Source organism: Ahrensia sp. 13_GOM-1096m (assembly GCF_000620605.1).
In the GTDB taxonomy this organism is placed as follows: domain Bacteria; phylum Pseudomonadota; class Alphaproteobacteria; order Rhizobiales; family Rhizobiaceae; genus Ahrensia; species Ahrensia kielensis.
In genome coordinates, this window is the sequence record NZ_JIAX01000012.1 from 182155 (window position 1) to 196074 (window position 13920).

Here is a 13920-nt window from a genome sequence, read left to right on the forward strand (position 1 = left end):
AACGAGAGGCTTACTATCTGGAAGGATAGAAGATGACAAATACGACGACACCGGACATCCGTCCGGCTAACCCTAATTTTTCTTCAGGACCGTGCTCTAAGCGTCCTGGTTGGTCAGCTGCAGAACTTGATGCGCAGGCCCTTGGAAGATCCCACCGCTCTAAAATTGGTAAGACAAAGCTCGCTCAGGCAATCGATCTGACGCGCGAGGTTTTGCAAGTACCCGATGACTATCGCATCGGCATCGTTCCAGCATCTGATACAGGTGCTGTTGAAATGGCCATGTGGTCAATGCTCGGCGAACGCGGCGTTGATATGGTTGCGTGGGAAAGCTTTGGTTCTGGTTGGGTAACCGATGTTGTTAAACAGCTAAAGCTTGATAATTGCCGCAAGATCGAAGCTGATTACGGCGAATTGCCGGACCTTAGCCAAATTAATTTTGACAATGATGTGGTGTTCACTTGGAACGGCACAACGTCTGGCGTGCGTGTTCCCAACGCAGATTTCATTCCTGCTGACCGCAAAGGCTTGACGATTTGCGATGCAACGTCTGCTGCATTTGCGCAGGATCTAGCGTTTGATAAGCTCGACGTTATCACATTTTCTTGGCAAAAAGCGCTTGGCGGCGAGGGTGCGCATGGCGTGCTAATCTTGTCACCGCGCGCTGTTGAACGGCTTGAAAATTATACACCTGCATGGCCGCTGCCTAAAATCTTCCGCATGACGAAGGGCGGCAAGCTAATTGAAGGCATCTTCAAAGGCGAGACCATCAACACACCTTCTATGCTGGCCGTGGAAGACGCGATTGATGCACTTGAATGGGCAAAGTCCATTGGCGGTCTTAAAGGCATGATGGGCCGCGCAGATGCAAATTTTGCCGCTATTCAAAACTATGTCAACAGTGTTGATTGGCTCGAAAATCTTGCGGTTGACCCTGCAACGCGCTCGAACACATCAGTCTGTTTGAAAATCACTGATCCTGCGGTTCAGGCGCTTCCTGCCGATGAACAGGCAGCCTTTGCCAAAGCAATTGTCTCTGCGCTGGATAAAGAAGGCGTTGCCTATGACATCGGTGCTTACCGGGATGCGCCTTCGGGCCTTCGTATTTGGGCTGGTGCAACGGTAGAAACCGCTGACCTTGAAGCGCTGATGCCATGGATTGGCTATGCGTTTGAAGCTCAAAAAGCCCAGCTTGCTTAAGCTTTGTAATTACTGCGGTGGCTGAGAGGCCACCGTTTTTCTCCCAAGATTAATTTTGTAATGGAGGCCAAAACAATGGCTGCACCTAAAGTACTCGTATCTGACAAATTGTCTGAAACTGCTGTCCAGATTTTCCGTGATCGCGGAATTGATGTTGATTTTATGCCAGAGCTTGGCAAAGACAAAGAAAAGCTACTGAGCATTATCGATCAGTATGATGGTTTGGCGATCCGCTCGGCGACAAAAGCAACTGAAAAGCTGATTGAAGCTGCAGCGAAGCTTAAAGTCATCGGCCGTGCTGGTATCGGTGTTGATAATGTCGATATTCCGGCTGCATCACGCAAAGGTATTATCGTGATGAATACGCCGTTCGGCAACTCAATCACGACGGCTGAACATGCGATTGCGCTGATTTTTGCGGTTGCACGTGAACTGCCTGCTGCCGATACATCAACGCGTGCTGGTAAATGGGAAAAATCCAAATTTATGGGTGTTGAGATCACGGGCAAAACGCTTGGCGTTATTGGCTGTGGTAACATCGGTGCTGTTGTTGCAAGCCGCGCTATCGGTCTTAAAATGAATGTCGTTGCTTTCGATCCGTTCCTTTCTGAAGAGCGCGCAGTAAAGCTTGGCGTTGAAAAAGTTGATCTGGACACGCTTCTGGCCCGTGCTGATTTTATTACTTTGCACACGCCAATGACTGATAAAACACGCGGCATTATCAATGCAGCAGCCTTTGCTAAAATGAAAACTGGCGTTCGCATTGTTAACTGTGCACGTGGCGGTTTGATCGTTGAGGCTGATTTGGTTGAAGCTTTGAAATCTGGCAAAGTGGCTGGTGCAGGCATTGATGTGTTTGAAACAGAGCCAGCAACGGAAAACCCACTCTTTGACATGCCGAACGTTGTTTGTACGCCGCATTTGGGCGCTTCAACTTCTGAAGCTCAAGAAAATGTTGCCGTGCAAGTTGCAGAACAAATGTCTGACTATTTGCTGAAAGGTGCGGTATCTAACGCGATCAACATGCCGTCGATCACTGCTGAAGAAGCGCCTGTGCTCAAGCCATTTGTGAAACTGGCTGAAGTGCTTGGCTCATTTGTTGGACAGGTAACGGAAAGCGCGATTCAGGAAGTTGAAATCCTGTTTGATGGTTCTGTTGCTCACATGAACACAAAGGCACTTATCAGCGCAACATTGGCTGGCTTGATCCGCCCTCAGGTTTCTGATGTGAATATGGTCTCTGCGCCAATCATGGTCAAAGAGCGTGGTATTCAAGTATCTGAAGTCAAGCGTGATAAATCCGGCGTTTTTGATGGTTATATCAAGCTGACTGTTAAAACCGCTAACCAGACGCGTTCAGTTGCTGGAACATGTTTTGTCGATGGTAAACCGCGCTTTATTCAGATCAAGGACATCAACCTTGATGCGGAAATTGGCCAACACATGATCTATTTAACCAATAAGGACACACCGGGTACCATCGGTATGCTCGGCACGGTGTTTGGTAAAAATGACGTCAATATCGCCAACTTCCAGCTTGGGCGTAAAGATCAAGGCGGCGATGCCATTGCGTTGCTTTATGTGGATGGCCCTGTTCCAGATGCCGTGCTCGATGAAGTGCGTTCACATGACCAGATTACATCTGCAAAAGCATTGCAATTTGAGATTTAAACGCTGCTGACTTCGCACTGCAGCAAAAAAGTGATCGGCGCTCCTATGTTAGGGGCGCCTTTTTTGTGCTATGTTTAAGGTGCTTGGTGGTTGCCCGGACGCAAAATAAAATGGGCATAATATACTACCTCAGTTTGCGGTCTGACGTCAGCCGCCAAGCTCTAGCTTTATGAAAAAATGACTGCGCTTAACGCTGCATTACATCTGTTACTTTTACAAATTACCGCGGTACATCTGGCGCATTTCTATGCGCTTTGCGGCCGCTGCTTTCAGCAATCCAAATGCCGCCAACGACCAAGGCCATTGCGATGCCGTGGTACAGACCAAAGACTTCACCAAGAATGATAACGGCTAATATTGTTCCGATAATAGGAACGAGATTGATGAACACGCCTGCGCGGTTTGCACCGATAAGGTCAATGCCTTTTATCCAAAGCACTTGCGCGATAATGGCAGGGAAAATTGCTGTATAAAAACCAATCGCCCAGCCTTGCGCGTCCGGCAATATAGCGTTCGGGCCTTTAAGTTCGAAATAGGCAAAGGGTAAGGACACGATGAAAGCCGCGATTGCCATTGTGGTCATGAGCGATTTCCAATGTAGATCGGGTTTGTAACGCAAGATGACGGAATAGGTGGCATAGGCCAAAACGCCAATGCCCATGAACATATCGCCCTTATTGATTTCTAGCGCTGCTAGGCGCTCTAAGCTGCCGTGAGAAGCAACGACAGCAACGCCAATAAGCGATAGCGAAAAGCCAAAGATTTGCAGTGCACTTACGCGCATGCGAAACAGGATAAAATTACCGATAAAAATGACCGCAGGCACCGCAGCCTGTTCAATCGCGACATTGATGGCCGATGTGTGATTGAGCGCGGAATACATCGTCACGTTAAACACCGCAAAACCTAAACCGCCATAGATGAAAAGCAACGGCAAATGCGGCTTGATAATCGCGCGGTCTTGCCAAAATTGCTTGCCGCCAATCAATAATAATAAAGTGACAGCGACGCCCCAGCGTATGGATGTGAGCATCATAGGGGACACATGACCCACAGCCAGTTTGCCCGCAACGGCATTGCCGCCCCAAAATAATGTTGTCAAAAACAGGAAAATATAAGCGTTTTTGTTGTTCTGCACGGTGCGACCTTGGGTGAATTGGGGGCTGTAAGCGAATTAAATGTTGTTTATGCCTGTTTTTGCCAGAAAAAACAGTGTTGAAAGTGACAGAACGTGCGCATTGGTCTTACGCTTTGCGTCAATGAAAGCTATAGACCGCGCGTTAAGCTTTTTTACTAGAATTCTTACGCCGGAGTTTTTGATGGCAAATGTTGTAGTGGTTGGCTCCCAATGGGGTGATGAAGGCAAAGGCAAGATCGTCGATTGGCTTTCTGAACGTGCCGATGTTGTGGTGCGTTTTCAAGGTGGTCATAATGCCGGCCATACTCTTGTTGTGAATGGCAATGTCTATAAGCTCTCACTTTTGCCTTCTGGTGTTGTGCGCGGAAAATTATCCGTAATTGGCAATGGTGTGGTTTTTGACCCGCATGCCTTTGTGGCCGAAGTAACGCGTTTGTCAGAGCAGGGCGTCAAGATCACACCTGAGGTCTTGAAGATTGCCGAAAACACACCGCTGATTTTGTCGCTGCACCGCGAGCTGGATGGTTTCCGCGAAGATGCTGCATCAAATTCGGGCACGAAAATTGGGACAACGCGCCGAGGCATTGGTCCTGCCTATGAAGATAAGGTTGGCCGCCGTGCTGTGCGCGTGATGGACCTTGCCAATCAGGACACATTGCCTGCCAAAGTGGATCGTCTGTTGACGCATCACAATGCGCTGCGCCGTGGTCTTGGTCATCCTGAAGTGACGCATGAAGCGATTTTAGAAGAGCTGACATCGATTGCTGATCAGATTTTGCCTTATATGGATAAGGTCTGGAAGGTGCTTGACGATAAGCGCCGCGCAGGAAAACGCATATTGTTTGAAGGTGCACAGGGCACATTGCTTGATGTTGATCATGGTACTTACCCATTTGTTACATCATCGAATGTTGTTGCAGGTCAGGCCGCTGCCGGTTCCGGCATGGGGCCAGGTGCAATCAACTATGTGCTTGGTATTACAAAAGCCTATACGACCCGTGTGGGCGAGGGGCCTTTCCCAACAGAACAGCTGAACGACGTTGGCGAGCACCTTGGCACCAAGGGCCACGAATGGGGCACGGTTACAGCACGCAAGCGTCGCTGTGGCTGGTTTGATGCGGTGCTTGTGCGTCAGGCATGCGCGGTCAATGGTATAACAGGCATTGCGCTGACCAAACTTGATGTTCTTGATGGAATGGACGAAATTAAAGTCTGTGTTGGTTATGAGCTTGACGGCGAACGCATTGACTATTTGCCAGCAAGCCAAGGCGCACAGGCGCGCGTTGTGCCAATCTATGAAACGCTGGAAGGCTGGAGCGGTACAACGGCTGGTGCGCGTTCATGGAACGATTTACCTGCGCAAGCGGTTAAATATGTGCGTCACATCGAAGAATTAATCGGTGCGCCGGTCGCTTTGTTGTCAACTAGCCCAGAACGCGACGACACAATACTTGTTACGGACCCGTTTCAGGATTAAGTTCTCCTTGTGAACGTAAATATACCGGATTGAATTTATGGCAGATTTTGCAGCAGTAATCAGAAAAACACTCAGCAATATGAGTGAGGCGACACCTGAATTGCGTGCAAAAGTCTATGACAAAGCACGCGCGACGGTCAAAAAACAAATCGATGCGATGGAGAATAGACCTCCGCAAGCAGCGATTGACCGCCAATTTGCAAAGCTTGAAGATGCGATCAATTCTGTTGAGGTAGAATATTCTGCCGAGCCGGTCATTACGCCTGAGGTAGCGGCGCCTGTTGCGCCGCCGCCGCCAGCGCCTGAAGTGCCTGCTGTGCCAGAAGCACCAGAGGTACCAAGTGCTCCAGAACCTGCGCCAGTAGAGCCTGAACCAGAATTACCGAAACCTGCTCCGCCTGCGCCAGAAGTGCCAGCTGCACCCGTCGTGCCTGTCGTGCCTGCGCCAGAAATTCCGGCCGAGCCCGAGCCGGAGGTGCCAAGCGCACCAGAACCTGCTCCAGTAGAGCCTGAGCCAGAATTGCCAAAACCTGCTGAGCCAGAGCCTGAGGTAATGCCGCCTTTCGATCCTGCGCCAGAAGTGTCTGCGCCGGATAGTGATGTCGATGCGCCTTTGCCGACAAGCTTGGAAGTGGACGCGGCAGATAATCAGGCCTCTTCGGCGCCTGTTGTAGCTGATGTTTTGGATGAACCCGTCGCTGAGCCGACGCCGGTTGAAGATATTGCTGTTGAGCCACCAAAGTTTGAACAGCCTGTAGATGCTGCTGAAGCCGTTGATAATGTTTCTGACGGAATGATTGTTGCTGATGGTGCGCTGAGCGCAGAAAAAGCAATTGATGATGCGTCATCTGCAGCGATTGAAGCATCATTTTCTGACGCTGCTGCATATGTCGATACGCCATCTGTTGACGCTTCTGTCGATGATGAGCCATCGATTGATGATATCAATAAAACAATTGGTGAGCTGTTTGGTGACACAGACAATGAACCTGCGGCAGAGATGTCTGCGGCAAACAATGATCCGCTTGCTGATTTCTTAAAAGAGCAAGAAAGCAATCTTGCTGAACGGACGCAGGAATTTGAAGTTTCAGCGGCTGAAAAAGCTGATGATGTTTTGCATGATGTGACTTCGGGTATTGAGGCTGTTCCAGCATCTGTGGGCGCTGATTTTGGTGCTGTTGAAGGCGAACGCCGTGATAGTTCTGTTGGCATTCCGCCATTGGTTTCTTCTGATGAAGAAACAAAAAGCGGCGGCGGCGCTAAGAAAGCAATCATTGCTGTTGCTGTGCTGGCCTTGCTGGGCGGTGGTGCATATGCTGCTTATGAAAAGAAAGATCAGCTAGGCGCGTTTTATAGTGAAACAGCAGTGCCTTGGTGGCAAGGTTTAACGGGCGGCGACGCGGTTGTCAGTGAAGAGGGCGGCGTTCCTGTTCGCACTGTGACGAGCACGTCCGTTACCAATGATGATCAAGCATCTGGTGAAGAGATTGCTGCTGCTGAAAATGAAGTGACGCCTTCATTGGTTGAGGATGTCAGCAATCCTGAAGAAGCACCTAGTAAATTTACGCAGCGTCTGAATGAAGACGGAACCGAAATTGATGCGGGGCCAGTTGGCGGCGCTGATGCTGGCGCTAATGAGGGAAGTTCTGTTTCGCCTCAAACTGCTGGCACGCGCAATGATGAGCCACAGACCGCAGAAGATACAGCGGCTGCCGATACAGGCGATGCGACGGCTGAAACGCCAGCAACGCTCGTTGGCCAACGCGCAATCTTCTATGAAGAGCGCACAGGCACACAAGATGGCACTGCGCTTGCTGGTGCAACGGTTTGGACGGTGGTAAATGAATCGCCGGGCGGTGAGCTGCCCGTTGAGCCCGCCATTCGCGCAGAAACATCAATCCCTGAACTTGGGTTGAAGATGGAAATGACGATCCGCCGCAATGGCGATAGTACGTTTCCGGCAAGTCACATTATTGAACTGTTCTTCCGCGTACCGGAGAACTTTGATGGGCGCGGCATTGCTGATGTTCAGCGCGTGACATTCAAGACCAATGAGCAAGACGCAGGTAACGCACTGATTGCTGTGCCAGCACCGCTTGATCAGAACATTTTCTTGATTGCATTAACCGATGCAAAGACAGCGGTTGAAACCAATGTGCAATTGATGACTCGGGAAAATTGGATTGATATTCCAATGCAGTACACCAATGGTCGCCGCGCTTTGATTACGCTGGAAAAAGGTATTCCGGGCGAACGTGTCTTTAAAGATGTGTTTGCCGCTTGGGATGCAGCGCCGATTAATAATTAAGCTTGGGGATTGCCGCCGCAAGTCGGCGGCCTCCATGCGAATTAGAGCACTAATTGCTCGTTTTTGCGAAGTGTTAGAACCTCAACGCCTTTTGCTGTGACCGCAACGGTATGTTCAAACTGCGCTGATAGTTTGTTATCATTGGTGGTGACTTTCCAACCATCGCTTTGTGTGGACACATTGCGTGTGCCCTGATTGAGCATCGGCTCGACAGTAAAGACCATGCCTTCACGCAGTTTAGCGCCTGTACCGCGCCGCCCGAAATTCATCACCTGCGGGTCTTCATGCATATCTCTGCCTATGCCGTGGCCGCAATATTCACGAACAACTGAATAGCCGTTCTTCTTAGCAAAGCGCTCGATTGCAAAGCCGATATCGCCCACATGGGCACCGGGGCGGACCTGCTTAATGCCTTGCCACATGGCGGCTTCGGCGGTGCGCACTAATTTTCTTGCGGCAGGCGCAGCGTTGCCAATTATATAGGTTTTGCTGGAATCTGCGATAAAGCCGTTCTTTTCCAGCGTGATATCAAGATTGATAATATCACCATCGCGGATAATTTCATCGGCGCTTGGTATGCCGTGACAGACCACATGATTGATTGAACTGTTTAGAACGAAAGCATAGCCATATTGGCCTTTGCTTGCCGGTCTGGCACTTAAATCCTTCGTTATGAAGTCTTCGACAAGATCATTGACCTGCAATGTCGACATGCCGATCATTTGCTGCATGTCCAGCATATCAAAAACAGATGCCAGCAATTTGCCTGACACGCGCATGAGCGCAAGTTCCTCGGGTGTTTTGACCATTTTAAGCGGCCGCTAAATTTGAAGATGGGCGGCTGGCTGCTTCCAACTGCATTTTGACAATGTCATTAAACGATAAGGCTGGATTGGCTTCGGCTAACATGCCGATTTTCATCCAAAATTCGGCCTGTGCGTTGATTGAGCGGCACATGACTGTGCTGGCGCATCGCACCTGTTCGTGAAGCTCGTCGTCTATTTTTACAATACCCATAAATCACTTGGCTCATATATCTGCTGACTGGTCTATATATGAAACGTATACGATTCATATGGTGAGATCAATATGGCAAAGAGATCCAGATATAAAAAAGCCCCGCATGATGAAAATCAGCGGGGCTTTAATGTGTTTAGAGGCAGGTTTTAATGTGCTTCAAGTTGCCTTTGCGGCGCTGCTAATTCTGCTGCAGCGGCAACCATTGCCTCTTGAACTTTTTCAAAAGCGCGTACTTCAATCTGGCGAACCCGTTCGCGTGAAATGTTGAACTCTTGGCTCAAATCTTCAAGTGTCATCGGGTCTTCTGACAGGCGGCGTGCACGGAAAATGCGCTGCTCACGTTCGTTCAGCACTTCGATAGAATCGTTGAGCATTGAACGGCGGTGATCGAGTTCATCTTCTTCGACAAGCATTGTTTCTGCGCTGTCTGATTCATCTACCAACCAGTCCTGCCATTGACCGCTCTCGCCATCCGCATTGCGGATAGGGGCGTTGAGCGATGCGTCGCCAGAAAGACGCTGGTTCATGGACAGCACTTCTGCTTCGGACACTTTCAGGTCTGTCGCGATTTTCTGAACTTGTTCTTCGTTCAGATCATGTTCGCCAAGTGCCTGAATGCGGTTTTTCGCTTTGCGTAGATTAAAGAACAACCGCTTTTGATTGGCGGTTGTGCCCATTTTCACAAGGCTCCAAGAGCGCAGCACATATTCCTGAATAGAGGCTTTGATCCACCACATTGCATAGGTGGCAAGTCTAAACCCGCGTTCTGGATCGAATTTTTTCACAGCCTGCATAAGGCCGACATTGCCTTCGGACACAACTTCGCCAATCGGCAAACCATAGCCGCGATAACCCATCGCGATTTTGGCAACCAAACGCAAATGGCTCGTCACCATGCGGTGCGCGGCTTCTGTGTCGTCATGTTCATGATATCGTTTTGCCAGCATATATTCTTCGTCAGGCTGCAGCATAGGAAATCTGCGGATTTCCTCCATGTAACGGGACAAGCCGTCTGCGCCGCCTGAAAGGCTGGGTAAAGTGTTTTGTTGGGCCATTGCAGCACCCCTTTTCTTCTCTTTTGCTTCCGCCCAATTGCGGCAAGCGTCGGTTCGTTGCGTCTGTCAAAGCCCGCTGAACCGAGGAAATAATTACTAGCACATTTTGTTCATTTTGAGATGTAATATCTCGTGAACACTGTTTCAACATTCTGTGAACTGTTTAGTTCCAGCTGTTTGAAAATGCTTTCATGACTTCCTGCATGTCTTGCGGCGGTTCGCTTTCAAGTGTCAGTATTTCACCTGTTTTGGGGTGTTTGAAGGCTAAAAGTCGCGCATGAAGGGACTGTCTGCGGAATTTATTTGCGGCAGATTGGGCAGGTTCAGGTAAAATATTCGCTTTGGTGCGAAAGCCTGCGCCATAGACATCATCGCCGATCAGCGGATAGCCGATATGGGCCATGTGGACGCGAATTTGGTGTGTTCGGCCAGTTTCCAGCTCGCAATTAACAAGGCTTGCAACTTGGTCCGTACCGTCATTGGGGCCGTAGCGCTCGATGACTTGAACATGGGTGACGGCATTGCGTGCGCCGGGTCTTTTTTCATTGACCACAGCTTGCTTGGTGCGGTCACCGTCGCCGCGTCCAAGAAAGTTTTCAATGCGTAGTTTTTGTTGCTGCGGTGCGCCCCATATGATGGCCGTGTAAACACGTCGCATGGCGCCTGTGCGTCCATGATCTGCAAATTGCGATGATAGGTGGCGGTGCGTGAAATCGTTCTTGGCAACGACCATGACGCCGCTGGTTTGCTTATCAAGGCGGTGGACGATACCTGGCCGTTTGACGCCGCCAATACCAGATAGCGTATCGCCGCAGTGGTAGATAAGCGCGTTGACCAATGTGCCGTTGAGATTGCCTGCACCTGGGTGCACAACCAAGCCTGCGGGCTTGTCGATGACAATCAGATCTTCGTCCTCATAGAGGACATCAAGCGGAATATCTTCTGCCACAGGATCAGGATCACCTGCTTCTGGAACAACAAAAAGCGCTTTGTCGCCCACCGCAATTTTCTTTTTGGGCTGCTTGATTGTCTCGCCGTTAAGCTGGACGTGACCGTCTTCAATAATAGCTTTGATGCGGTTGCGTGAGATATCCTCATGGGTCACAGCCGAAAGCCACTGATCCAGCCGCAAGCCATTATGTATATCTTCGGCGATGAACTCTTCCATTTTATTCCAACCCTGTTAAGTCAACGTTGTTATATCGAAAAAGTGACATAGGGCTATGGCTGAAATTAAATTGGACAAAGAAGAAGAAAAACCACTTGATCCGGCGGCCGAGCGCTTGCGGCGCAAAATGGTGCGTCTGATGGCTATTTCCATCGGCACATTGTTTATTGCGGTTTTTGCCGTGCTGTCTGCGATTATTTACAAGATGAATAATGCACCTGACACCAAAAGAATGATTGAAGCCGACATTAATTTACCTGAAACTTTCGTCGTAGAAAGCGTGGATGTTGATGGCGAAAACATCGTTATTTACGGTAAAACAGCTGAAAATGGCGCAAAAATACTGTTTTTTGACAAGTTTTCGGGTTCTGCCCGCGGAAAATTAAATCTCCACTAGACATCTGAAATTCATGCTCTACGTTGTCCGTGAGGGCGAGAGAATGTGTGGGCCGTTTGGTTTCTATGCTTCTATCGATTTTGTGGATAACAAAAAAATACCACAAAGGCAGTAAGATTTATTGCTGCGGGAATGGAGAAGAATGTCAAACACTAGAGGTGCGTCCGTTGTTTTCGACGGCGTCCAAAAAAGTTATGACGGCGAAAATCTCGTCGTAAAGAATTTAAATCTTGATATCGCCCATGGCGAATTTCTTACAATGCTAGGGCCATCAGGTTCCGGCAAAACGACCTGCCTGATGATGCTTGCAGGGTTTGAACCTGCCACTCACGGCGAAATTTATCTCAATGGAAACCCGATCAACAATGTGCCGCCGCATAAGCGTGGCATTGGTATGGTTTTTCAAAATTATGCGCTCTTTCCGCATATGTCTGTTGCCGAGAACTTGGCGTTTCCGCTTAAAGTGCGCGGTATGGGCAAAGCTGAAAGCGAAGAACGTATTAATCGTGCGCTCGATATGGTTGAGCTTGGTGCCTTTGGGGCACGCCGTCCGGCGCAATTGTCAGGCGGTCAGCAGCAACGTGTTGCTGTAGCGCGCGCACTGGTTTTTGATCCTGAATTGGTTTTGATGGATGAGCCTTTGGGCGCGCTTGATAAGCAATTGCGTGAGCAAATGCAGTATGAAATCAAGCATATTCATGACAATCTGGGTGTGACTGTTGTTTATGTTACGCATGACCAAACAGAAGCACTGACCATGTCTGACCGTGTGGCCGTGTTTAATGATGGTATTATCCAGCAATTATCACCGCCGGATGTTCTTTATGAAAGCCCGGACAATTCTTTTGTTGCGCAGTTCATTGGTGAGAATAACAAACTTGCTGGCTCCGTTGTGGAGATTGGAAAAGGCGTTTGCACGGTAAAACTTGACGACGGAACCATAGTTAAGGCCGATCCTGTCAATGTGCATAATGTTGGCGATAGAACATCTGTATCATTGCGCCCTGAGCGCATTGAAGTTGCGCCGGATAATTCTCCGGACAACCTCGTTGACGGCAAAATTGAAGAGATGATCTATCTCGGCGACCACATTCGTGTGCGCATGAATGTTGCTGGCAATAATGAATTCATCGTCAAAGTGAGAAACCGCCGTGACAAACGGCCGATCTCAGCAGGCGATGTTGTGAAGGTTGGCTGGGATGCCGCCGACGCTAAAGCTCTAGACGAAGCCGTCTAACTTTTATGAAACCTGTTTGCGGCAGGTTCGCCGCAATCAATCAACTACAGACGTATATTTTTAACTGTAGAAACTTTGGGAGAATTTTATGAAACATAAATCATTACTACTTGCAGCTGCTGCTTCAACAGCACTGTTTTCAACAACAGCGATTGCTCAAAACGAAGACCTAGCTGCTGCACCATGTGAAGGTTGTGCGGAAGAAATGACAATTGTGTCTTGGGGCGGTGCCTACCAAGAATCACAGCTTAAAGCATATGTAGAACCCTATGTTGCTGTGACTGGCGTTAAAGTTTCTTTTGATGAATCTTCAGCTGAAGCGACTGCAAAATTGCGTGCTATGAATGAATCTGGCAATGTGACTTGGGACGTTGTGGACGTTGTTGCATCTGATGCGATCCGTCTTTGCGACGAAGGCCTTGCGGCTGAACTTGACCCAGCAACTGATTTGGCAAATGCGCCAGACGGCACATCTGCTGAAGACGATTTCGGCAATCTTCGTGTGAACGAATGTTTCGTGCCACAGATCGTTTATTCAACAACAATCGGTTACCGCACAGATAAAGTTGGCGACACGCCACCAACTGAAATTTGCGATATCTTCGATACAACAAAATATCCTGGTAAACGTGCTCTTCAGAAACGTCCAATCGATAACCTTGAGTGGGCAGCATATTGTAACGGTACGCCGAAAGATAAACTCTATGAAGTGTTGAGCACAGAAGAAGGCGTTCAGGCTGCTTTCGACAAGCTTTCAACAATCAAAGATGATGTTGTTTGGTGGACAGCTGGTGCGGAAACACCGCAGCTTCTTGCTGATGGCGAAGTTGTGATGGGTTCAACCTTTAACGGCCGTCTTTTCTCTGCGATCGTTGAGCAGGATCAGCCAATCGACATGATGTGGGACATGCAGTCATTTGACCTTGATGGTTGGATTCTTCCTGCCGGTCTTGATGAAGCCCGCATGAAACGTGCGAAACACTTCCTTAAATTTGCGACAGACACACAGCGTCTTGCAGATCAGGCGAAGTACATTTCTTACGGCCCAGCACGTAAGTCTTCTGCACCGCTCGTTGGCAAGCATGAGGCACTGGGCATCGACATGGCGCCGCATATGCCAACTGACCCAGCAAACGCAGGTAACGTCCACAACTATGATTACACATGGTGGGCTGACAACCGTGACGATTTGGATGCAAAATTCCAAGCGTGGCTTGCACAGTAAGCTGACTTAACATTGAGGGATGCGG

General features: G+C 49.2%; 12 protein-coding genes. 7 read left to right on the forward strand and 5 right to left on the reverse strand.

Translation table 11 applies throughout. The features are described from left to right. Positions 1 to 32 precede the first annotated feature (32 nt). Positions 33 to 1199, forward strand: a complete 1167-nt coding sequence (locus N530_RS0110285) for a phosphoserine transaminase (RefSeq protein ID WP_026480631.1) — start codon at positions 33 to 35, stop codon at positions 1197 to 1199. A gap of 75 nt (positions 1200 to 1274) precedes the next feature. Next, complete coding sequence (gene serA / locus N530_RS0110290) at positions 1275 to 2870, forward strand: phosphoglycerate dehydrogenase (protein WP_035266922.1); 1596 nt, start codon at positions 1275 to 1277, stop codon at positions 2868 to 2870. Between the two features lie 220 nt (positions 2871 to 3090). Here serA and N530_RS0110295 read toward each other — a convergent pair whose 3' ends face one another. After that, positions 3091 to 4008, reverse strand: a complete 918-nt coding sequence (locus N530_RS0110295) for a DMT family transporter (protein ID WP_051540887.1) — start codon at positions 4006 to 4008, stop codon at positions 3091 to 3093. Between the two features lie 181 nt (positions 4009 to 4189). Between N530_RS0110295 and N530_RS0110300 the strand changes: the two genes are divergently transcribed. Both N530_RS0110300 and N530_RS17855 read left to right on the forward strand, forming a co-directional pair. Beyond that, positions 4190 to 5485: an adenylosuccinate synthase gene (locus N530_RS0110300; protein WP_026480634.1), complete on the forward strand. Its 1296-nt coding sequence runs from the start codon at positions 4190 to 4192 to the stop codon at positions 5483 to 5485. Positions 5486 to 5522: 37 nt separating this feature from the next. Next, positions 5523 to 7793, forward strand: coding sequence for a hypothetical protein (locus tag N530_RS17855; RefSeq protein WP_035266861.1), 2271 nt, complete (start codon positions 5523 to 5525; stop codon positions 7791 to 7793). A 41-nt stretch (positions 7794 to 7834) separates the two neighbouring features. Here N530_RS17855 and map read toward each other — a convergent pair whose 3' ends face one another. From map to N530_RS0110325, 4 genes are all read right to left on the reverse strand, one after another. Then, complete coding sequence (gene map / locus N530_RS0110310) at positions 7835 to 8602, reverse strand: type I methionyl aminopeptidase (RefSeq protein ID WP_026480635.1); 768 nt, start codon at positions 8600 to 8602, stop codon at positions 7835 to 7837. Position 8603: 1 nt separating this feature from the next. Next, positions 8604 to 8810, reverse strand: coding sequence for a ParD-like family protein (locus tag N530_RS0110315; protein WP_026480636.1), 207 nt, complete (start codon positions 8808 to 8810; stop codon positions 8604 to 8606). Between the two features lie 149 nt (positions 8811 to 8959). Then, complete coding sequence (gene rpoH, locus N530_RS0110320) at positions 8960 to 9868, reverse strand: RNA polymerase sigma factor RpoH (protein WP_026480637.1); 909 nt, start codon at positions 9866 to 9868, stop codon at positions 8960 to 8962. A 163-nt stretch (positions 9869 to 10031) separates the two neighbouring features. Beyond that, positions 10032 to 11036 carry an RluA family pseudouridine synthase gene (locus N530_RS0110325; protein ID WP_026480638.1) on the reverse strand — a complete coding sequence of 335 codons (1005 nt, stop codon included), beginning with the start codon at positions 11034 to 11036 and terminating at the stop codon, positions 10032 to 10034. A 55-nt stretch (positions 11037 to 11091) separates the two neighbouring features. Here N530_RS0110325 and N530_RS17860 point away from each other — a divergent pair, with 55 nt between their 5' ends. The 3 genes from N530_RS17860 to N530_RS0110340 all read left to right on the forward strand — a co-directional run bounded on the left by N530_RS17860 (position 11092) and on the right by N530_RS0110340 (position 13895). Then, positions 11092 to 11433 (forward strand): hypothetical protein, encoded by a 342-nt coding sequence (locus tag N530_RS17860; protein WP_051540888.1) that lies wholly within the window; start codon positions 11092 to 11094, stop codon positions 11431 to 11433. Positions 11434 to 11575: 142 nt separating this feature from the next. Beyond that, a complete protein-coding gene (locus N530_RS0110335; RefSeq protein WP_026480639.1) occupies positions 11576 to 12670 on the forward strand; it encodes an ABC transporter ATP-binding protein in 1095 nt (364 codons plus the stop codon). 88 nt (positions 12671 to 12758) lie between these two features. Beyond that, the gene (locus tag N530_RS0110340) at positions 12759 to 13895 is read left to right on the forward strand and encodes an extracellular solute-binding protein (protein ID WP_026480640.1); all 1137 of its coding nucleotides are present in this window, start codon (positions 12759 to 12761) and stop codon (positions 13893 to 13895) included. Positions 13896 to 13920: the final 25 nt, after the last annotated feature.

What these genes read in the sequence shown, in the direction of transcription:
- map (WP_026480635.1), bottom strand. Translation starts at nt 8,602, where the DNA reads ATGGTCAAAACACCCGAGGAACTTGCGCTCATGCGCGTGTCAGGCAAA.
- N530_RS0110315 (WP_026480636.1), bottom strand. Translation starts at nt 8,810, where the DNA reads ATGGGTATTGTAAAAATAGACGACGAGCTTCACGAACAGGTGCGATGC.
- N530_RS0110335 (WP_026480639.1), top strand. Translation starts at nt 11,576, where the DNA reads ATGTCAAACACTAGAGGTGCGTCCGTTGTTTTCGACGGCGTCCAAAAA.
- N530_RS0110300 (WP_026480634.1), top strand. Translation starts at nt 4,190, where the DNA reads ATGGCAAATGTTGTAGTGGTTGGCTCCCAATGGGGTGATGAAGGCAAA.
- N530_RS0110325 (WP_026480638.1), bottom strand. Translation starts at nt 11,036, where the DNA reads ATGGAAGAGTTCATCGCCGAAGATATACATAATGGCTTGCGGCTGGAT.
- N530_RS0110285 (WP_026480631.1), top strand. Translation starts at nt 33, where the DNA reads ATGACAAATACGACGACACCGGACATCCGTCCGGCTAACCCTAATTTT.
- serA (WP_035266922.1), top strand. Translation starts at nt 1,275, where the DNA reads ATGGCTGCACCTAAAGTACTCGTATCTGACAAATTGTCTGAAACTGCT.
- N530_RS17855 (WP_035266861.1), top strand. Translation starts at nt 5,523, where the DNA reads ATGGCAGATTTTGCAGCAGTAATCAGAAAAACACTCAGCAATATGAGT.
- rpoH (WP_026480637.1), bottom strand. Translation starts at nt 9,868, where the DNA reads ATGGCCCAACAAAACACTTTACCCAGCCTTTCAGGCGGCGCAGACGGC.
- N530_RS0110340 (WP_026480640.1), top strand. Translation starts at nt 12,759, where the DNA reads ATGAAACATAAATCATTACTACTTGCAGCTGCTGCTTCAACAGCACTG.
- N530_RS17860 (WP_051540888.1), top strand. Translation starts at nt 11,092, where the DNA reads ATGGCTGAAATTAAATTGGACAAAGAAGAAGAAAAACCACTTGATCCG.